Source organism: Arthrobacter sp. UYCu723 (assembly GCF_054059215.1).
The window spans coordinates 4,027,176-4,046,639 of the sequence record NZ_JBSSBW010000001.1 but is presented as its reverse complement, the minus strand read 5'-3'; the positions used below and the strand labels follow the sequence as shown (position 1 = coordinate 4,046,639).

At 67.4% G+C, this 19,464-nt stretch carries 16 protein-coding genes and 2 pseudogenes; 6 read left to right on the top strand and 12 right to left on the bottom strand.

The features are described from left to right. Positions 1 to 83: 83 nt before the first annotated feature. The 6 genes and pseudogenes from ACVWZ8_RS18885 (at position 84) to ACVWZ8_RS18860 (ending at position 5,482) form a co-directional block, all read left to right on the top strand. Positions 84 to 1,055 (top strand): hypothetical protein, encoded by a 972-nt coding sequence (locus tag ACVWZ8_RS18885; RefSeq protein ID WP_456505467.1) that lies wholly within the window; start codon positions 84 to 86, stop codon positions 1,053 to 1,055. Between the two features lie 9 nt (positions 1,056 to 1,064). Next, positions 1,065 to 1,718, top strand: a pseudogene (locus tag ACVWZ8_RS18880) (peptide deformylase); the annotation flags it as partial. 373 nt (positions 1,719 to 2,091) lie between these two features. Next, on the top strand, positions 2,092 to 2,970 hold the full coding sequence (locus ACVWZ8_RS18875) for a methyltransferase domain-containing protein (RefSeq protein WP_456505466.1): 879 nt from the start codon (positions 2,092 to 2,094) through the stop codon (positions 2,968 to 2,970). A 160-nt stretch (positions 2,971 to 3,130) separates the two neighbouring features. Then, positions 3,131 to 3,592 carry an NfeD family protein gene (locus tag ACVWZ8_RS18870; protein ID WP_426977809.1) on the top strand — a complete coding sequence of 154 codons (462 nt, stop codon included), beginning with the start codon at positions 3,131 to 3,133 and terminating at the stop codon, positions 3,590 to 3,592. A gap of 169 nt (positions 3,593 to 3,761) precedes the next feature. Next, positions 3,762 to 4,784, top strand: a complete 1,023-nt coding sequence (locus ACVWZ8_RS18865) for an SPFH domain-containing protein (protein WP_456505465.1) — start codon at positions 3,762 to 3,764, stop codon at positions 4,782 to 4,784. 350 nt (positions 4,785 to 5,134) lie between these two features. Then, positions 5,135 to 5,482 (top strand): RNA polymerase-binding protein RbpA, encoded by a 348-nt coding sequence (locus ACVWZ8_RS18860; RefSeq protein WP_354245095.1) that lies wholly within the window; start codon positions 5,135 to 5,137, stop codon positions 5,480 to 5,482. Positions 5,483 to 5,602: 120 nt separating this feature from the next. Here ACVWZ8_RS18860 and ACVWZ8_RS18855 read toward each other — a convergent pair whose 3' ends face one another. The 12 genes and pseudogenes from ACVWZ8_RS18855 to prcB all read right to left on the bottom strand — a co-directional run bounded on the left by ACVWZ8_RS18855 (position 5,603) and on the right by prcB (position 19,438). Continuing rightward, complete coding sequence (locus tag ACVWZ8_RS18855; protein WP_426977812.1) at positions 5,603 to 6,337, bottom strand: polyprenol monophosphomannose synthase; 735 nt, start codon at positions 6,335 to 6,337, stop codon at positions 5,603 to 5,605. Positions 6,338 to 6,569: 232 nt separating this feature from the next. Next, the gene (locus tag ACVWZ8_RS18850) at positions 6,570 to 8,222 is read right to left on the bottom strand and encodes an amidohydrolase (RefSeq protein ID WP_456505464.1); all 1,653 of its coding nucleotides are present in this window, start codon (positions 8,220 to 8,222) and stop codon (positions 6,570 to 6,572) included. Positions 8,223 to 8,388: 166 nt separating this feature from the next. Further along, entirely contained in the window at positions 8,389 to 11,283 is a 2,895-nt protein-coding gene (locus ACVWZ8_RS18845) for a DEAD/DEAH box helicase (RefSeq protein ID WP_426977814.1), read from the bottom strand. A gap of 24 nt (positions 11,284 to 11,307) precedes the next feature. Beyond that, positions 11,308 to 12,102 carry a twin-arginine translocase subunit TatC gene (tatC, locus tag ACVWZ8_RS18840; RefSeq protein WP_426979906.1) on the bottom strand — a complete coding sequence of 265 codons (795 nt, stop codon included), beginning with the start codon at positions 12,100 to 12,102 and terminating at the stop codon, positions 11,308 to 11,310. A gap of 48 nt (positions 12,103 to 12,150) precedes the next feature. Continuing rightward, positions 12,151 to 12,420, bottom strand: coding sequence for a Sec-independent protein translocase subunit TatA (gene tatA / locus ACVWZ8_RS18835; RefSeq protein WP_426977815.1), 270 nt, complete (start codon positions 12,418 to 12,420; stop codon positions 12,151 to 12,153). Positions 12,421 to 12,455: 35 nt separating this feature from the next. Next, a complete protein-coding gene (locus tag ACVWZ8_RS18830) occupies positions 12,456 to 12,854 on the bottom strand; it encodes an Asp23/Gls24 family envelope stress response protein (RefSeq protein ID WP_426977817.1) in 399 nt (132 codons plus the stop codon). Between the two features lie 26 nt (positions 12,855 to 12,880). Beyond that, the gene (locus ACVWZ8_RS18825) at positions 12,881 to 14,887 is read right to left on the bottom strand and encodes a helix-turn-helix transcriptional regulator (RefSeq protein WP_456505463.1); all 2,007 of its coding nucleotides are present in this window, start codon (positions 14,885 to 14,887) and stop codon (positions 12,881 to 12,883) included. Positions 14,888 to 15,015: 128 nt separating this feature from the next. Further along, the gene (locus tag ACVWZ8_RS18820; protein ID WP_426977819.1) at positions 15,016 to 15,411 is read right to left on the bottom strand and encodes an FKBP-type peptidyl-prolyl cis-trans isomerase; all 396 of its coding nucleotides are present in this window, start codon (positions 15,409 to 15,411) and stop codon (positions 15,016 to 15,018) included. Positions 15,412 to 15,464: 53 nt separating this feature from the next. Further along, complete coding sequence (locus ACVWZ8_RS18815) at positions 15,465 to 16,397, bottom strand: FKBP-type peptidyl-prolyl cis-trans isomerase (RefSeq protein WP_456505462.1); 933 nt, start codon at positions 16,395 to 16,397, stop codon at positions 15,465 to 15,467. Between the two features lie 110 nt (positions 16,398 to 16,507). After that, entirely contained in the window at positions 16,508 to 17,872 is a 1,365-nt protein-coding gene (pafA, locus tag ACVWZ8_RS18810; protein ID WP_426977822.1) for a Pup--protein ligase, read from the bottom strand. Between the two features lies 1 nt (position 17,873). After that, positions 17,874 to 18,581 (bottom strand): proteasome subunit alpha, encoded by a 708-nt coding sequence (gene prcA, locus ACVWZ8_RS18805; RefSeq protein WP_426977823.1) that lies wholly within the window; start codon positions 18,579 to 18,581, stop codon positions 17,874 to 17,876. Between the two features lies 1 nt (position 18,582). Further along, positions 18,583 to 19,438 (bottom strand): annotated as a pseudogene (prcB, locus tag ACVWZ8_RS18800) (proteasome subunit beta). Positions 19,439 to 19,464 lie beyond the last annotated feature (26 nt).

Sequence of the window (19,464 nt, the reverse complement as noted above, 5' to 3'; positions counted from 1 at the left end):
GTCTGCTCAGTCATAGAAAAGGCCAGCCGAACGGTCCCGGCCGGGCACCCGGTGGCACCATTGGGGAGGATTAGACTGACCGCATGGCTTGCCTCCCCGCGAAGCACCGGCGCACAGCAATTCCAGCAACACTGCCAACAGCCCTCCGAACTGCGCTCCCAGCAACCGCGTTGGCGGCAGTGCTGGCCGTCATGACGGCGTGCAGCGCGGGCGGCGGAAGTGCAGCCGGCACCGGCGAGACACCGCAGGCCTTCCCTATTAGTGCCGAGATCAACCAGCTCCGCGACAACTACAGCAAGCAGATCGTCTCGATCCAGCTCACCAACAACTCCGAAGGCGTGTTGACCGTGTTGGGTGCCCGGCTGGGGAGTGCCCTGTTCACGGCGGAGATCGGCTGGCAGGCGCCGCCCGGCGGGATCGAGCTCCCGCCGGGCCAGACCAAGAGTCTCCCGGCCCAGTTGCCGGCGCCGGTCTGCGGCCCGGCGGACGGCCCGGCGGACGACGCCCCGACAGTATCCCTCCGGATGGCCCGGGCCCCGCAAACGACGCCGATGGCCGCCTCGCCCGGCGAAACGGTAGCGGTGGCCGCGGCCGACCCCTTCGGCGTCCTGAGCCGGAAGAACACCGAAATGTGTCTCGCGCAGGCGGCAGCCGCGGTCGCCGGATTCCAGCTGGATCCGGCACTGGAGGTCGCCGCGGACGGCCGGACCGCCGTCGTGCGCCTCCTCATTACACCCCGCGACGCCGGCCCGGCGGCTGACCCGGCTTCCTTGACGATCGACCGGATTGAAGGCACCACGCTGCTGGCAGAGGACCAGTCCGCCCCGTGGCCCCGCGCCATTCCGGTGCCCGCCGGCGGGGAGCGCCGGGAGCTCCGGCTGCGTATCAGGCCAGCCCGCTGCGACCCGCACGCGGTGGCGGAGGACAAAATCGGGACGCTGCTTCCGCTCCGGGTGACCGTGGGAGGACGGGACGGGCTGCTGAAGGTCGACGCCGGCGCCCTCCTGCGGGGACGCATCTACGACTTTGTGACGACGGCATGCGGACGCCAGTAGTCTGTTGCCATGTCACCAGACGCCAAGCCCACGGACTTCAGCGCCGCACGTATTCACGAAACCGTCCAGCAGATTCTTACCGCCGGGATGCTTCCGACGATTGTCCAGGCGGGCCACCCGGTTCTCCGGCACGTGGCCGCGCCCTTCGACGGCCAATTGACTTCGGCGGAACTGGGCCAGCTGATCGACCTCATGCGCAGCGTCATGCACAAAGCACCAGGCGTCGGCCTCGCCGCCCCACAGCTCGGCATTCCGCTGCAGCTGGCTGTTCTCGAGGACCAGTTCGACGTTGACCCCGAGGTGGCCGCCGTCCGCGGGCGGGAGCCGTTGCCATTCTTCGCCATGCTGAACCCTTCCTACCGCCCGCTCGGCGCCTCGACAGTGGCGTTTTACGAAGGATGCCTGTCCCTCAACGGCCTGCAGGCCGCCGTGTCCCGGCCCGCATCCGTCCGGCTTGACTTCATGGCGCCGGACGGAACCGCCCGGCAGCGGGACTTCAGCGGCTGGCAAGCGCGGATCGTCCAGCACGAGACTGACCACGTACACGGGATCCTGTACTTGGACAGGGCGGAGCTCCGATCCATCAGCAACACTGCCGAGTACTCCGCCCGGTGGGCCCAGCCGGACATCGGCCTCGCCCGGCAGGAACTCGGGTTTCTGCCGGACGCGCCGGCTGCAGCCAGCGCCTCGTCCGCCAGCGCCTCGTCCGCCAGCGCCTCGTCCGCCAGCGCCTCGTCCGCCAGCGCCTCGTCCGCCAGCGCCTCGTCCGCCGGAGCCGGGTCCGCCGGAGCCGGGTTTGCGGCCGTCGGGAGGTGACGGGCCCACCACCGCAGGATCTCCTCGAAGCGCTGCTTCCGGTGGTGCGGCGTTCCGGAGCGTGAGAGGCCAGTACGTCCTGCATGTCCAGCCTGCCCATCTTTTCCTTGATGGCCCGCCCGTGCGCAGCGCCGCAGAGAAGGCCGCAGAGAAGTCAGTCAGCAGCCGCCGCTCGCCCGGCGCCCGCACGCCGGCACGGGGCCGCCCTAGGATGGACAGTATGCTTCCCGCGTCCGTTGCCTCCGCCTTGCTGTGCCCGGTCTGCCGGAACAGCCTGAAGTTCGGTGACGGCTCCGGCCGGACCCTGGTATGCCCGGCGGGCCACAGTTTCGACGCCGCCAAACAGGGCTACTTCAACTTCCTGGTCGGCAAGGGCACCGTCTTCGAAGCGGACGCGGCTGACATGGTGGCAGCCCGCTTTGAGTTCCTCTCCGCCGGGCACTACCGGCCGCTCGCCGCTGCGGTGGCTGAACTGTCCGCTCCGGTCCTCGCAGGCGGTCCCGGCGGCAGGCCGGCCACGGTGCTCGACGCCGGAACCGGGACCGGCCACTACCTTCGGGCCGTGCTGGACAGGATGCTGCTGGACGGGGCACCCGCCACCGCCATCGGAGTGGACATTTCGAAATTTGCGCTCCGCCGTGCGGCCAAATTGAACCCGGAAGCGGTGAACCTGGTCAGCGATGTGTGGCAGCCGCTGCCGGTCGCGGACGACGCCGTCGACGTCGTCACCGTAGTCTTCGCGCCGCGCAACGCGGCAGAGTTCGCCCGAGTACTGCGCCCCGGCGGACGTCTTGTGGTGGTGACGCCCCGGCCCGGTCATCTCGCGGAGGTCGCCGGGCAGACCGGCATGCTCGGCATCGAACCGGCGAAAGATGAACGTCTCGCGGCCTCGCTGGAGGGGCATTTCTCCGCCTCTACCTCCCAAGACCTGGACGTGCCGCTGGCCCTTTCCCCTGCCGACGCTGCGAGACTGGCCCTGATGGGCCCGGCCGGACACCATCTGGACCGCGTCGCCCTCGCCACGCTTTCTGCGGGGCTTCCGCCGGTGACCGCGGTGTCCGCCCGGTTCAGGATCAGCGTCTTCACACCCCGGTCCTGAGCCCGGTTCCTTACCCCTGCCGGGAGAAGCCAAAGTAACGAGTTGGCCACGTTGCCGAACAGTCTTCCGCTGCCCCCCGCTGCCCGCAACCTTCGGCTTAGGATGGAATGACAGTTACTGAGGGTCTGCGCCGGCAGCCCCCGGGGCGAAGGGGGAAAAGATGTTTGACTGGCTGGCCGAAAACTGGTGGGCATTGTGGCTCACCGGCTTCCTGGCGTTCGCCGTCGTGGAGATGATCACTCTCGACCTTTTCTTCATCATGCTCGGCGGTGGCGCCCTGGCCGGGCTGCTGGCCGACTTCGCCGGCGCAGACTTCTGGCTCCAGATCGTGGCCTTCTGCGTGGTCTCCCTTCTCATGATCGGCTTCGTGCGGCCCGTCGCCCTCAAGCATCTCCACCGGGGCCCGGCGGAGCAGCGCAGCAATATCGAACGCCTGATCGGCGAATCCGCGCTGGTCATGGAACCCGTCAGCGAGAGCGGCGGACTGGTCAAGATCGGCGGGGACGTCTGGAGCGCCCGCTCCGAGACCGGTGTCCTCGCGCCCGGCCAGCACGCCGTCGTGAGCGCCATTGACGGTGCAACGGCCGTCGTGGCCCCGCAGCCGGAAATTTCAAGTCAGTAGGCGCAGGTCAGTACACGCTGGTCGGCGGACGCTGGTCGGCAGACGCAATGCAGCGGGCGTCCCGTTGGCCGGGAAACAGACTTCCAGCCGCCGTCACCGGCGGCAGGACACGCGGCAGGCAGCCGGCCGCAGCCATAGCAGGAACACATAACTGGGGAAAAGGTGATGTATGGATATCGCAGTCGCAATCGTGCTGCTGGTTCTCGTTGCGTTCGTAATAATTGTGCTGGTGCGTTCGGTGCGGATTGTCCCGCAGGCCCGGGCCGGCGTCGTCGAACGGCTTGGCAAGTACCAGCGCACGCTCAACCCCGGCCTCACCATCCTGATCCCCTTCGTGGACCGGCTGCTCCCGCTGCTGGACCTTCGTGAACAGGTGGTCTCGTTCCCGCCGCAGCCTGTCATCACCGAAGACAACCTAGTGGTCTCGATCGACACCGTAGTCTACTTCCAGGTCACCGATGCCCGCGCCGCGACCTACGAGATCGCCAACTACATCCAGGCCGTCGAGCAGCTCACCACCACCACACTGCGCAACGTCGTCGGCGGCCTGAACCTCGAAGAAGCGTTGACGTCCCGCGACCAGATCAACGGGCAGCTCCGCGGCGTGCTGGATGAAGCGACGGGCCGCTGGGGGATCCGCGTCTCCCGGGTGGAGCTCAAGGCGATCGATCCGCCCCATTCGATCCAGGACTCGATGGAAAAGCAAATGCGCGCCGAGCGTGACCGCCGCGCCGCCATCCTGACCGCGGAAGGGACCAAGCAGTCCGCCATCCTCACCGCCGAAGGCCAGCGCCAGTCCTCCATCCTGAAGGCGGAAGGCGACGCCAAGGCCGCGATCCTCCGGGCCGACGGCGAGGCCCAGGCGATCCAGAAGGTGTTCGACGCCATCCACAAGGGGAACCCGGACCAGAAGCTGCTTGCCTACCAGTACCTGCAGGTACTCCCGAAGATCGCGGAGGGCTCGGCGAACAAGCTCTGGATCATTCCGAGTGAGGTCGGCGAAGCGCTCAAGGGAATCGGCAACGCCCTGGGTGGGGCGGTTTCCGGCCAGGCATCCGTTGGCCTGTTCGGCCCGGACGCGGACGGCAGGGCTCCCGCAGCCCCGGCATCGGGCACAGCGGCGGGCGCCGTGGGCACGGAAGCCGTCGCTCCGTCTGCCGGCCCGACTCCCCCTGCACGGCCGCCGATCTAGGCGCACACGGGACAATGGAGGCATCCGCCTGGGCGGGTGCCTCCTTGTTTGTGCTGCGGGCTTTGTGTTGCGGGCTTTGTGTTGCCCGATGGCCCCTGCCGGCCGTGCGGAACCGCCGCAAAGACTTTACCCCAGGCGTGTCCTTCCCGTATACTTGAATATTTGTCCGGCTGGTTCAGCCCGTCGGAACAATTATGCTTCGCAAAGCGTTGAATCCAGTGACGATTTAGCCAGTATTTGTCCAGTGGTTGGCCACTCAAAGCAACGCAATGCACCCAGTAGTCCGGCGAGGCCCCTGGCCCCCGGATCACGCAGGGCACGATCCTGCGAACCGAATAGAGGGAGAAAAGATGAGCGATCGCAGCCTGCGGGGTATGCGCCTTGGCGCACAGAGCATGGAGACCGAATCCGGCGTCGAACCGGCTCCGCGCCAGCGGGTTGAGTACCGCTGCGCGGACGGCGAGCAGGTATTCGTGACCTTCTCCTCCGAAGCGGAGATCCCCCCGGTCTGGGTTTCGAAGACGGGCAAGGAAGCCTTGCTGGTCAACGGCGAACGTCCCGTGAACAGCAACGAGAAGGCAGTCCGCACGCACTGGGACATGCTGCTGGAACGCCGCTCCCTCCCCGAGCTCGAGCAGATCCTCGACGACCGCCTCACGATCCTGCGTGAACGCCGGGGCGAACGCCGCTCGGCCTAGGCAGCCGGCGCACCAGCCATAGCAAAGGGCCGGGCCCGCACCATCAGGAATGATGGTGCGGGCCCGGCCCTTTGCTTTACGGCGGCAATCTGCCGGCGCATCCGGCCTGTGGACGGGCTACTAGAGGGCCTTCTTGCCGGTGAGCTTGTTCCAGCGGGCCGTGAGGCCCCATTTAGTGACGTTGATCATGGCTTCGACAACAATGTTGCCGCTCATCTTGGAGGCTCCAAGTTCACGCTCAACGAAGGTGATCGGCCGTTCCACAATGGTCAGTCCGAGCTTCGCCACCCGCCAGGCGAGATCCACCTGGAAGCCATAGCCGACAGAGTCGACGGCGTCGAGGTTGAGTTTCTCCAGGGTGCCGCGGCGGAACGCCCGGAAGCCTCCGGTCACGTCCCTGATCTTGACGCCGAGCATGATCCGCGCGTAGGTGCTGCCGACCCGGGAGATCGCCTGACGGTAGAGCGGCCAGTTGACCACGCTGCCCCCGGGGACCCAGCGCGAACCCATCGCAAGGTCGGCGCCCTGGTCCACGGCCTCAAGCAGCTGGGGAAGCTGCTCCGGCTGATGCGAACCGTCGGCGTCCATTTCCACGAGGACGTCATAGCCGGCGTCGAGGCCCCACCTGAAACCGGCGATGTAGGCGGCTCCGAGACCCGCCTTGCCTTCCCGGTGCAGCACGTGGACCTGGCTGTCCTCGGCCGCGAAACGGTCCGCGAGCTGCCCGGTCCCGTCCGGGCTGTTGTCGTCGACCACCAGGACGTCGGAGGCTGGCACAGCGGTGCGCAGGCGCCCGAGGGTCTTGGGCAACGATTCCAGCTCGTTGTAGGTCGGGATGATCGTGAGGACACGCACAGCGAGGCCTTTCCTTGGAGGGAGCGGTCGGTGCGCCGCAGAGTCTGCTGATAGCTGGCAGTAGGCGCAACTCTCCATTATAGGGAATCGCCGGAGCCTCGAAGGCCGGGTCCCCTCCCCGGGGCAGGTCCACCCTGAGCTGTCAACCGGACGGTGACCTGCCGTTTCGTTCTTCGCCGCAGGTCAGGAGCATCTGGCGGCGTTCTATCTTTCCGGCCGGATGCCTCGTCGGTCAGCCGCCGAGGGTCCCGTTCGAGAACAGTTCGCGTCCGTCGCGGACGGTCAGCAGGCAGTCCGGCTCGGAGCCCGTGTCCAGTGCAGGCAGCAGAGGGGTGCGGGCCCGGGGATCCGTGCTCCATGACTGCACCCTGCCGTCGGCCACCTGGACCATGAGTTCCTCGATCTCCCACACGGCGAAGCTGGCCGGAGCGCCCGGGACCAGCTGGCCGGCCATCGGGTTCCGGTAGCGGGCTGCCCGCCAGCCGGCCCGGGTGTGCCCCAGGAACGCGGCGCGGGCCGAGATCTGTTCCGCGGGGTTGCTGTGCTCGAGGCAGGCGCGGACGCTGGACCACGGCCGCAGCGGCGTAACCGGGCTATCACTGCCGAAGCAGATCGGGACCCCGGCAGCGTAGAAGGAGGCGAAGGGGTTCATCCCGACGTGCCGTGAGCCGAGCCGCTGCTCATAGAGCTTGCCAGCCCCTCCCCAGAGGGCGTCGAAGACCGGCTGGGCACTGACCGTCACCGAATACTTGGCCAGCCGGCCGATGGCGTCGGCGTCTGCCAGCTCGACATGTTCAAAGCGGTGCCCGGCGGCCCGGACCTTCTGTTCACCGACCTCCGCCGCGGCCGCGTCCAGGGCGTTCAGGGCCGCGTCCAGTCCGGCGTCGCCGATCACGTGGAAGCCGGCCTGGATGCCCAGCAGCGAGCAGGCGGCCAGATGCGCGGCGGCTTCCTCCACCGAGAGGTACAGGCTGCCCCGCTCCCCCGCGGCGTCGCCGTAGTCCGAGCGCAGGGCCGCGGTCCGCGAACCGATCGAGCCGTCGATGTTGAGATCGCCGGCGAGGCCCAGCACGGACACGCCCAGGCCGTCGAGGATGGACTGGGCATGTTCCGCGGAACGTGCCAGCTGGCCCCAGTACGGCAGGACCTCGGGGACGGCGGGACCGTCGTGGGTCCCGTCGTTCCAGGCCACCGCGAACTGCAGGTCCTCAACGCTGCCGATATGTGGTGCCGCCATCTCAGCCAGGGCCACGTAGCCGTTGGCTGCCGCTTCGGTCAGGGCCTTTTGCTGGTAGCCCCGGAGCGCGGCGGCGGGCATCTGCCGCGTTGCCAGCCGGGCGGCTGTGTGCGCGGCGCGTTTCACTTGGCTGCCGGCGGACAGGCCATCGAGACCCGCCAAGCCGGCCGACGCCGCCAGAGCAGGGGAAACCAGTGCCGAGTGCACATCGACCCGGGACAGGTAGACCTTGCGGCCGCCGGCTGCCCGTTCGAGTTCCGACAGGGACGGCAGGGTGGGATCGGCCCACAGGGTCTCGTCCCAGCCGTGGCCCAGCACGGTGCCTTCCGCGGCGTCGCCGGCCACGGCGTCGAGCAGTTCCCGCGCGGAGCTGACGCCGCCGAGCTGCACCGAGTCCAGCGCAATCCCCGTTTCGGTCAGGTGGACGTGGGAGTCGACGAAGCCGGGGGCCAGGAGCGCCCCTCGCAGGTCCACGACGTCCATCGAGGAATCAGCGATGGACGTGGCGGCCTGTTCGGAGCCAACCCAGGCGACGGTGTCGCCGTCGACCAGCATCGCCGTCGCAAAGGGATCGGCGGCCGTGTAGACGGAACCGTTGCGGTACATCGTCACCTTGCGGGGCGCGGGGGTGGCCGGTGAATCGGTCATGGTGCGGGAGCTCCTTGCAGCTGGTGGCCGGCGCGCCGGTCGTGTTCAAAGAAGGTGTCGTGTTCAAAGAAGGTGTCGTGTTCGAAAGAAGGATCGTGCTCGAAGGAAGGGCGGTCAAAGGTGCAGGGAAGGGTGTGCCGGCGGGAATCATCGGGTCAGGCGCGCACTACGCCACCGAGGAATACGCGACGACGCCGCGCTTGATGAGTTTGATCGCGTCCCCGCACAGCCGGGAAATACGCGGGTCCAGGCCGGGGATTTTGGCCAGCTGGTCCAGCAGGTCAATGACCTGCTTCACCCAGCGGACAAAGTCCCCCGCGGCGAGGTCCGTGCCGCTGAGGACTTCCTGAAGGTGCCGGCCCTTGGCCCATTTGAAGATCGGCCAGACGAGTCCCAGCTCGGGTTCGCCGGTCAGCGGCAGTTTGCTGGCTTCCTCCACGTCTTCGAGGGCAGACCACTCCCGCACCACCGTGTCGACGGCGGATTCCAGCGAGACGCTGGGCATCTTGGGCCGCAGCCCCCGGTCTTCGCGCTTGGCCTGGTACACCAGGACGCTGGCGATGGCCGCGACTTCCGCGGCGTCGAGGTCGCTGAAGGCGCCCATCCGGAGGGCCTGGGAAATGAGCAGGTCCTTCTCCCCATAGATCCGGCGCAGCCGCTGACCGTCCCGGCTGATGGTGAGCACGCCGGAGTCGGAGGTTTCCAGATACCCGTAGCTGGCCAGCACGCCGCATACCCGGTCGAAGGTCTTGGCGATGGTGTTCGTGCGGCCCTGGATCTGGCGGACCAGCCCGTCCGTCTCCTGGCGAAGCTTCCACCAGCGTTCGGACCAGCGCGCGTGGTCTTCGCGTTCACTGCAGCCGTGGCACGGGTGGGCGCGCAGTTCGCGCCGCAGTTCCGCGATCCGCTTTTCCTGGTTCGGCAGGGCTGCGGCGCGGCCGAAGTCGTCGTTCCGGCTCGGCGGCGCCGGCGGCCGGTTCTCCCGGATGGCGTTGCGGACGGAGGACGCCAGGTCGCGCCGCGATTTGGGCACTTTGGCGTTGAAGGACTTCGGGATCCGGATCCGTGTGATCGGCGAGAGCGGGCCCTCGACGTCGTGGAGGCCGATCCTGCGCAGCTGGTTGTCCAGGGTCATGACGGCCGGGCGGGGTTCCCGGGCGTCGTGGTCCGAGCTGAGGACGACGGCGAGGCCAGGCGACCTGCCGCTGGGCACGTCCACCACGTCGCCGGGCAGCAACCGGCTCAGGGAGTCCTCGGTGAGAGATTTTTTCGCCCGCGAGCCGCTCTTGGAGGCGTTCTTCTCCGCGTCTGAGAGCGCCCGCAGCAGCCGGGAGTACTCGGTGAAGTCGCCCAGGTGGCAAGTCATCGCCTTGCTGAACCCGGCGAGGGATTCTTCCCGGCCCCGGACCTGCTTGGCCAGCCCGACGACGGAACGGTCCGCCTGGAACTGGGCAAAGGAAGACTCGAGGATCTCACGGGCCCGTGGCCTGCCGAACTGGGCCAGCAGGTTGATGGACATGTTGTAGGTGGGCCGGAAGCTTGAGTTCAGCGGGTAGGTCCGCCTCGACGCGAGGCCGGCGACGGCGGCCGGATCGGTGCCGGGCTGCCACAGGACGACGGCGTGGCCTTCGACGTCGATCCCGCGCCGGCCCGCGCGGCCGGTCAGCTGGGTGTACTCCCCCGCCGTGATGTTGACGTGCGCCTCGCCGTTGAACTTGTCGAGCTTCTCCAGTACGACGCAGCGGGCGGGCATGTTGATGCCGAGCGCGAGGGTTTCGGTGGCGAAGACGGCCTTGACCAAGCCGTCGACGAAGAGCTTTTCCACCACTTCCTTGAAGGTGGGCAGCATGCCGGCGTGGTGGGCGGCAAGGCCCCGGAGCAGCCCGTCGCGCCAGCTCCAGAACCCGAGGACGTCGAGGTCATCCGAGGGTATGTCCTGGGTGGATTCATCGACCCGCTGGGCGATGATCAGCTGTTCCCGCTCCGTCGTCAGCCAGAGCCCGGCGGAGACGCACTGCGCCACGGCGGCGTCGCAGCCGGCGCGGGAGAAGATGAAGGTGATCGCGGGCAGCAGGTCCTGCCGATCCAGGCTGGCAATGACCTGCGGGCGGCCGGCCTTGCGGACCGGGCTGCGCGCCTCGCCCTGCGGGGCGTCGTCGCGCTGGCTCTGTTGGTCGCGCTGCCGCCGCTGGCTGCGGCCGCCGTGGCCGAAGCGTCCGCGGAAGTTCATCTGGCTTTCGGCCCGCGCCATGGAGAGCAGCTCGGGATTGACCTCGAAGCCCGGGCGGGTGCCGGGGTCGGCAGTTACCGCGGTGGCGGAGACATCGGCCTCCCCGGCGGGGGCGATCTCATCGAAGCTCGTGTCGCCGGCGAAGAGATCCACGATCTTCCGGCCCACCATGACGTGCTGCCAGAGCGGCACTGGGCGGTGTTCGGAGACGATCACGTCGGTCTGACCGCGCACGGTGTCCAGCCAGGCGCCGAACTCTTCGGCGTTGGAGACGGTGGCGCTGAGCGAGGCCACCTGGACCTCGCTGGGCAGGTGGATGATCACTTCTTCCCAGACGGCGCCGCGGAAGCGGTCGGCGAGATAGTGGACCTCGTCCATGATGACGAAGCCCAGATCGTCGAGTGTGTCGGAGTCCGAGTACAGCATGTTGCGGAGCACCTCGGTGGTCATCACCACAACTGGCGCGTCACCGTTGATGCTGGTGTCGCCCGTCAGCAGGCCCACCTGGGCCGCACCGTACTTTGCGGCCAGTTCGGAGTACTTCTGGTTGCTGAGTGCCTTGATCGGGGTGGTGTAGAACGCTTTGAGGCCACGCTGGAGGGCGAGGTAGATGGCGAACTCCCCCACGATTGTTTTGCCCGCCCCCGTGGGCGCCGCCACCAGCACGCCGCGGCCGGCCTGAAGCGTCAGGCATGCCTCACGTTGAAAGTCATCGAGTTCGAATTCCAGCGTCCGGATGAACCCGCCCAGATAGGTTTTGGCTTCTGCGGCCCGTTCGGCGCTGGCGCGGTAGCGGTCAGCCGGCGACTCCGGCCCGGGTAGTGAGGACATGATTCCAGCCTAGTGCGCGAACGGCTAGAGATTCTCCAGCTCGGAGCTGGGAGTTGCCTGGTCCGCGGTGGCCTCGGTTTCAGCGGCGCGCTTGACGGCGCGCCGTTCCCGGCGGCGGTCGTTGAGCAGGCAGAGCCCGATGGCGGCGAAGAAGAGGGCCAGCATGGGCCCGGCCAGATAGAACATGCTCATGGCGTCGGCCCCGGGTGCGGCCATGGCGGCGAACAGGCAGACCAGGAACACGGTGATGCGCCAGCTCTTGACGAGCTGCTTGCCCTTCACCAGCCCGGCGAGGTTCAGGCCGAACAGGATCACCGGCAACAGGAAGGCGATGCCGAAAGCCAGCAGCAGGCGCAGCACAAAGGACAGGTAGATCTGGGCGCTGATGAAGTTGGATCCCCCGGACGGGGTGAAATCGGTCAGCACGCGGACGGCGTTCGGGAGCACGAGCCAGGCCAGCAGCACGCCGCCGACAAACAGCGGCACGGCGGCGGCGACGAAGGACAAGGCCAGCCGGCGTTCCTTCTTGTGCAGGCCGGGCACAATGAACGCCCAGAGTTGGTACAGCCAGACGGGACTGGCCACGATGAGGCCCAGGAAGACGGACACCTGGATCATCAGGTCGAAGGAGCTCGCCACGCCGTCGAAATTCAAGGTGGCTTGCCGGCCCTCATGTTCGTTCAGGTCGCGGATCGGTTTGATCAGCGCCGCCAGCATCGGCTGGTAGACGAGGAATCCGACGACGGTTCCCAGCACGACGGCGATCGCTGACTTGAAGAGGCGGTTCCGCAGCTCTTTCAGGTGATCGAGCAGCGCCATCCGCCCCTCGGGGTTGGATCGACGGCCCATGATTACTGCCATGTGGACTTAGGCGCGGTTCGGGGGCGGAACGTCGGTTCCTTCGGCCGGGTGGCTTTCCGTGCCGGCAGTCCGCGGGTGGTTTACGACCCGGCCCTCGACGGCGTCGGGATCATCCTTGGCGTCGGTGTTGCCGTCCTTCTTCATTTCGCGGACTTCCGACTTGAAGATGCGCATCGACTGGCCCAGGCTGCGGGCCATGCCGGGGAGCTTCGGCGCGGCGAAAAGCACCAATGCCAGAACGATGATGATGATGAGATGCCAGCCTTCAAGCCTCATGACAAGAGGTCCTTTCGTTTGAGTACATCCTATGTCTAACTGAGTCCGATGTCGTGCAGCCGCTGGGGCTGGCCGCGGTCCGTCTTACGCCGGACGCGGCGCAGGCGGCGTCCCTCCTGCCGGGACAGTTTGGATGCGTGGTAATCGTGGCGCATCCGGGCGGGCGAGGCAAAAACGGCGGAGCCGGGCTCCGCGGGCGGACCGGATGCTGCCGCCGCCTCGGCACCGTTGGAGTCTACGGCGTCACGATGAACGGCGGCTGAACCGGGGGCAACGGGGCTGGACGGCAGGTGGCTGAACCGCGCGCCCGCTTCGCCGGCTTCCCTGGCTGTCGTCATGAACTGCCGGAACAAGCGCACGCCGAGCACGACGAAGAACAACAGGGAGAGCGCGACAAGCGCTATCCAGATTACGATCCAGGACCACCAAGGCATGCTGAGTAGTCTAGCTGGCGTACTGCTCAGTCTTCATATTGGGCTCGTGCGGCATCGACCCAGTCCCGTGCACTGTCCGCCAGAGCCTCCGGTTGGAGGATCCGGGCGGCCCCGCCGTGCTGGGCCTCGAACATCGGCAGCCAGTCGGGACTCCCGAAGCGGATCTCGGCCAGCAGGCCGCCGTCCGGCAGCGGCGCGGTTCGTTCGGCGTAGTAGTCATCGGCGAGGCCGACGCCCCGGCGGGTCAGTTCCACGACGACCACCGTGTCGTCGTCGTTCGGGGTGAAAAGCTTCACCGGGAAACTGCCGGCCGGCTTGGCCGTCGCTGACACCGGGCTGCCGTTGGGGTGCAGTTCCTCGATCCGGTCCAGCCGGAAGTTGCGCAGGCCCCGGGCGGAGTGGCAGTAGGCCTCGAGATACCAGGTGTTGTCCAGCGAATAGAGCCGCAGCGGATCCACGTCGCGTTCCGAGACCGAGTCGTTCTGCGGGGAAAAATACCGGAGCCGCAGCTGCGCGCCCGTCCTGATGGCTTCCCGCGCCGTATCAAGGGTCGCCGCGTTGTCCGGGCCCACCTCGGGGCCGGACAGTGACGCTGCCTTCAGCCCCTCCTCCCCTGCCGCGGCCATGAGCTTGACCGTCACGGACTCCAGGGCACTGCCCTCGGCGAGCTCGGGCAGTCCGTTGAGAGTCTCCAGGCCGGTCAGCAGCGCACAGGCCTCCTCCACGGTGAAGCGCACAGGCCTGTTGAGGTCCAGGTCCTGGGTGATGAAGACGTGGTCGTCGTCCCACTGGATATCCAGCAGATCGTCCGGATACCCCTCCGGCAGGCCGGAGCAGATCAGGATCCGCAGGTCCTCCTCGAGTTCCTTGCGGGTGATGCCGAAGCGTGCAGCGACCTCGCTGATGTGCAGGCCCTGGTTGTGCACCAGGAACGGGACCAGCTGGAGCATCCGCTTGAGCTGGTCCTCGGAGGTGCGTTTGCGTCGGTGCTTGGCGTTACCGGCGCCGGCGGCCGGGAAGATGACCGGCGGGACGGGTGCGGCGGCGAAGTCCGCGGCGGCGGACAGGCGGCGCCGCACGGCGGTGACAAGCTCGGGCGGGGACACAACCTTCACCCGGGGGCCATAGGAGGCGAGTTCCTCGCCGAGGGTCTCAGCGTCCCGGAACGGCACCATGAGCCGGTCCCTCGCCCCGGGCTGCTGCGCACCGGCCACGGCCGACGGCGTGTCGGACGAACCGGCCACGGCCCGTTTGCGCAGTCCCAGCAGCCTGCCGTGCTGGACGTCGACGACGGCGGTGCGGACCGGCAGCTCCGCCAGCCCCGCAAGTTCGGCGCGGACGTTGAATCCGGACGGCGGGGTGAAGGCTTCCTTCTCGAGCACGGTCACAGCCGAGGCCAGTCGGGAGAGCCGGAAGAAGCGCTTGTCCCCGCGGGTCCTGTCGTGTCCGACGAGATACCACTGGCCGAAGCGGCTGCCGATTCCCCAGGGCTCCACCAGCCGTTCCTCTTCCTTGCCGGTGCTGCCGGCGAGGTAGCGGAAGCCGACCGGGTGCTGGGCATGCATGGCGGCAACGAGGTCCTCGAAGGCCTGCCCGGCGGGACGGATGCGTGGCTGGACCCCGGCCGGAAGTTCGGCGTAGAGCAGTCCGCCGGCTGCCTGGAGTTTGCGCACCGCGTCCAGGGCGGCGGAGCCGAGGGCGGCGTGTTCCCAGAGCTGGGCCGCCAGGATCAGGACCGTGCACTCTTCGGGCGTGAGGCTGACGTCCGGCAGGCGGTTGGATTCCTTGCCGATCCGGTACCGGGTGGTGGCCGGGTCGTCCGAGCCCCAGCCCCTGTCCGTCAACGTCTCGACCTCGAAGCCGAACTGGCGCAGCTCGCCCTTGTCGCGCTCGAACATCCGACCGAAGGCGACGTCGCTGCTCGTGGTGTCGTGGTAGACCTTTTCGCGCAGCTCCCTGCGGCGCAGCCCGTACTCGGTGTTGAGCAGGGCGATGAGCAGGTTCAGGAGGCGTTCTGTACGTGAGGCGGACACCCCGCAAGGCTACTAAAGTCCCTGCGGGAAAATGACAAAAGCGCGGTAACAGCCGGAAAGTGGATTCCGATTGTTACCGCGCTCTGTTGTTTTATTGCGGTCCGGTTCCCCGGACCGGCGCTGCCTGGCTAGCGGACGGCGACGAGGTCGACGACGAAGATCAGGGCTTCGTTCGGGCCGATCGCCCCGCCGGCGCCCCGGGAACCGTAGGCCAGTTCGGAGGGGATTTCCAGCCGGCGGCGGCCGCCGACTTTCATGCCCAGCAGGCCCTGGTCCCAGCCCTGGATGACCTGGCCGACGCCGACGCGGAAGTCCAGCGGTGCGCCGCGGCCCCAGGAGGCGTCGAATTCTTCGCCGGTGGACCAGGCCACCCCGACGTAGTGGGCGGAGACGGTGTCGCCGGACTTGGCCTCGGCGCCGTCGCCCTCGATCAGGTCGGTGATGACGAGTTCGGTGGGAACGTCGCCCTGGGGGAAGTCGATTTCCGGCTTCTGGCGGTCGATGTTGCGCTGTCCAAATGACATGGGTGCTCCTTCTTGCGTGGCTTGGGCTGGAGTGTTGTGGGGAAGGCGGCGGGTTACTTGACGCCGAGGATGTCGACGACGAAGACGAGGTCGCCCTTGGCGTCGCCCTGGCCTTCGTCGCCGTAGGCGAGGTCCTTGGGGATGACCAGGAGGACGCGGGAGCCCACGGTCTTGCCGCTCAGGCCCTGGGTCCAGCCCTTGATGACGCCCGTGAGCGGGAAGGTGGCCTTCTCACCGCGGTCGAAGCTCGAATCGAACACCTTGCCCTCGGTAAGGGTCACACCAACGTAGTTGACGGTGAGGGTATCGGATTCCTTGACCTCGGGGCCAGTGCCCTTGATGAGCTCCTGGGAAATGAGGGCGGTCGGGGCGGCGACGCCGGCGACCGAGATCTCCGGGGTGCCCTTGTCGTTGTCCTTCACGGTCGGCAGTCCTGCCGGCGGGGTCACGGCTTCGCCCTCGGGCTTGTCCAGCACCTTCGGAGCCTCCTTGGCGGAGAGCACCTTGACGACGAGGAGCTGGCTGGGCTGGGCTTCGGCACCCTCGGCGGCGGCCTTGCCCGGGACGGCCAGGGCCAGGTGGGAGCCGATCTTCGCGCCGACAAAGGCGTTGTAGATGACGGCGCTGCTGGTCTTGAGCTCGTCGTTCAGTTCGAGCGGCTCCGGGTCACCGGCATAGGTGTCTTCCAGGGTGGTGCCATCCGTGCCGTTGAGGGCGAGGATGGAGATTTCCGCGATCTGGTTGGCCTTGACCCGCTCGCCGCTGCCCTCCGTGATCACCTTGACGGTGGGTTCGGCGACTTCCAGGGGCTTGGTGAACTCAACACCAGGCGCCTCCTTGTCGCCCTTCTCTGTCACCTTGATGGAGTCGAGCTTTGCGGTCTCACCAGCGGACTGGCTGGTGGGCTCCGGCGCGGGAGGCTCGCCGCCGCCGCAAGCGGTCAGCATCAGCAGTCCGGGCAGAAGAATTGCTAGTAGTCGGCGCACTTAAAAACTTTCGTCGAGGCAGGGTGGACGCGATGCCGCATGGTTTCCCGCGGCAAAGAAAGCACTGGCCGCCTGGCGGCCTCTACCAGAATAACGTGGAAAGCTGGATATCAGCCCATAGAGTCCAACAAGGCATCCACCCGCTCGTCCACGCTGCGGAACGGGTCCTTGCAGAGAATGGTCTGGTGGGCGCGGTCGTTGAGCTTCAGGTGCACCCAGTCCACCGTATAGTCACGGCCGAGTTCCTGCGCCCTCCGGACGAAGTCGCCGCGGAGTTTGGCCCGGGTGGTCTGAGGCGGGGCATCCACCGCATCCTTGACCGCAGTGTCATCCACCACCCGGCGCACCGCGCCCCGGGACTGCAGCAGGTAATAGAGCCCGCGGGTGCGGGAGATGTCGTGATACGTCAGGTCCAGCTGCGCGATCCGTGGCGCGTCGAGCCCCAGTCCGTGCCGTTCGCGGTAGTTATCCATCAGCTTCTTCTTGATGGCCCAGTCCACCTCGGTGTCGATGGTGCTGGTGTTGCCGCTTTCGATGGCGTCCAGGGTGCGTTCCCACAGGTCCAGGATCAGCGGCACATGCGCATTGTGGGCACCCTGCTCGGCGACGAACGCCGTGACCTTGTTCAGGTATTCGCGCTGGATCTCCAGGGCGGTGAGCTGCCTGCCGTTGGCGAGCCGGACCAGGGCACGGCCGGTCAGGTCGTGGGATATTTCGCGGATGCTGCGGATCGGGTTCTCCATCCGCATGTCGCGCATGATCACCCCGGCCTCGATCATTCGCAGGATCAGGTCCACGGTGCCCACCTTGAGCAGCGCCGTCGTCTCGGACATGTTGGAATCGCCCACAATAACGTGCAGCCGCCGGTAGAACTCGGCGTCGGCATGCGGCTCGTCCCGGGTGTTGATGATGGGCCGGGACCGGGTGGTGGCCGAGGAGACGCCCTCCCAGATGTGGTCGGCGCGCTGCGAGAAGGCGAACGTGGCGCCATGCGGGGTCTTCAGGATCTTCCCTGCCCCCGCGATGAGCTGGCGCGTCACCAGGAACGGGATCAGGATTTCCGCAAGCCGGGAGAATTCCCCGCGGCGCGGTATCAGGTAGTTCTCGTGGCTGCCATAGGAGTTGCCCGCGGAGTCCGTGTTGTTTTTGAAGAGGTACACGGTGCCGTTGAAGCCTTCGGCCGCAAGCCGTTCCTGCGCCTCGTCCACGAGGTCGTCCAGGATCAGTTCGCCGGCCCGGTCGTGCGCTATCAGCTGGGCGAGGTCGTCACACTCGGCCGTGGCATACTCCGGATGGGAACCGACGTCGAGGTACAGGCGTGAGCCGTTGGTCAGGAACACATTGGAGGACCTCCCCCAGCTGACCACCTTCCGGAAGAGGTAGCGGGCCACTTCCTCGGGAGCCAGCGGACGTGACTCCGGGCTCGAATAGGAAATCCCGAACTCGGTTTCGATCCCGAAAATACGCTTGTCCATCTCAGTCCTCCTCAGCGAGCAATGCCACGATGTCGGCGTCCTCAAGGCGGCGGAATGCGCGGCGGGTGCCGCGGCTGCTTTCCGAACCGCGGTCCAGTACGGCAACTTCCACAGCCGACGCCGGCAGGGTGGTGGTTTCCTTGTCCGCCACGAGTCCCGCCAGGGCGAGCCGGATGGCGGCGGCGAAGTCGAGCTCGCCCTGCCAGCCGGCCGCGACGGCCTCGGCTACCTTGTCCGCCTGGCCACCCATCACCACGAATCCCTTTTCGTCGGCGATGGACCCGTCGAAGGTCAGCCGGTACAGGTGGTCCTGGTCCTGGCTGGAGCCAACCTCGGCCACGGCGAGTTCGACTTCGAACGGCTTCTGTTCAGCGGTGAAGACGGCGCCCAGGCTTTGCGCATACACGCTGGCCAGTCCCCTCGCCGTGACATCCTCGCGGTCGTAGGAGTAGCCGCGCACATCGGCATACCGCACCCCGGCCTGGCGCAGGCTTTCAAACTCGTTGTACTTGCCGACGGCGGCAAAGGCGATCTTGTCGTAGATCTCGCCGATCTTGTGCAGTGACGGAGAGGGGTTTTCCGCCACGAGGGCGATCCCGTCCCGGCAGCTGACCACCACCACCGAGCGGCCCCGTGCGATGCCTTTCCGTGCGAAATCCGCACGGTCCTTCATCAGCTGTTCTGGAGATACATAGAACTGCTGGGTCATCTCAGGCCTCCCGCTGGGCTGCGGCCCGGGATTCTATGATCGCGCCGGCCACCGCGGCGAGTTCCCGGTCCGGGACCCGGACGGCGCCGGAACGGTTGACGGTGTAGACCACCGGCCAGAGCCGCCGGACCGGGTCCGGGCCGCCGGTGGCGGAGTCGTCGTCGGCGGCGTCATAGAGGGCCTCGACGGCGATGGCGACGGCTTCATGTTCGGAGAGGTTGGGCCGCCACAGCTTTTTCAGCGCGCCGCGGGCGAACATGGAGCCGGAGCCCACCGTGTGGTGTTCCTGTTCCTCGTAGCGGCCGCCGGTGACGTCGTAGGAGAAGAGGCGACCGACTCCGGCCGGCAGGTCGAAGCCGGCGAACAGCGGGATGACGGCCAGTCCCTGCATGGCCATCGGCAGGTTTCCGCGGATCATCGCGCCGAGCCGGTTGGCTTTGCCCTCGAGGCTCAGCAGGGTCCCTTCAATCTTTTCGTAGTGCTCAAGCTCCACCTGGAACAGCCGGGTGAGGTCGAGGGCGCATCCCGGCGGTCCCGGCGATGCCCAGCACCGAGTACTGGTCCGCCGGGAAAACCTTTTCGATGTGCCTGCTGGCGATCACGTTGCCCATCGTGGCACGCCGATCGCCAGCCATCAGCACTCCCCCGGCGTAGCTGAGGGCGACGATCGTGGTCCCGTGGGGCACCTGAAGCGGTGCGGCGTTCGCCGCCAGGGTTCCGGGCTGCGGTTGGCCGAAGGGGAGTTGGCCGAAGTGCAGTTGGCCGAGAGGCAGTAAACCCGGCCGCTCGCGCTGCAGGTGCTCGGTGAAGGAGGACGTCGCGTTGGCTGCTACCTGGTTGGCTGTGGTTTCCTGCACTGGTGCACTCCCTCAACGTGGTGGAT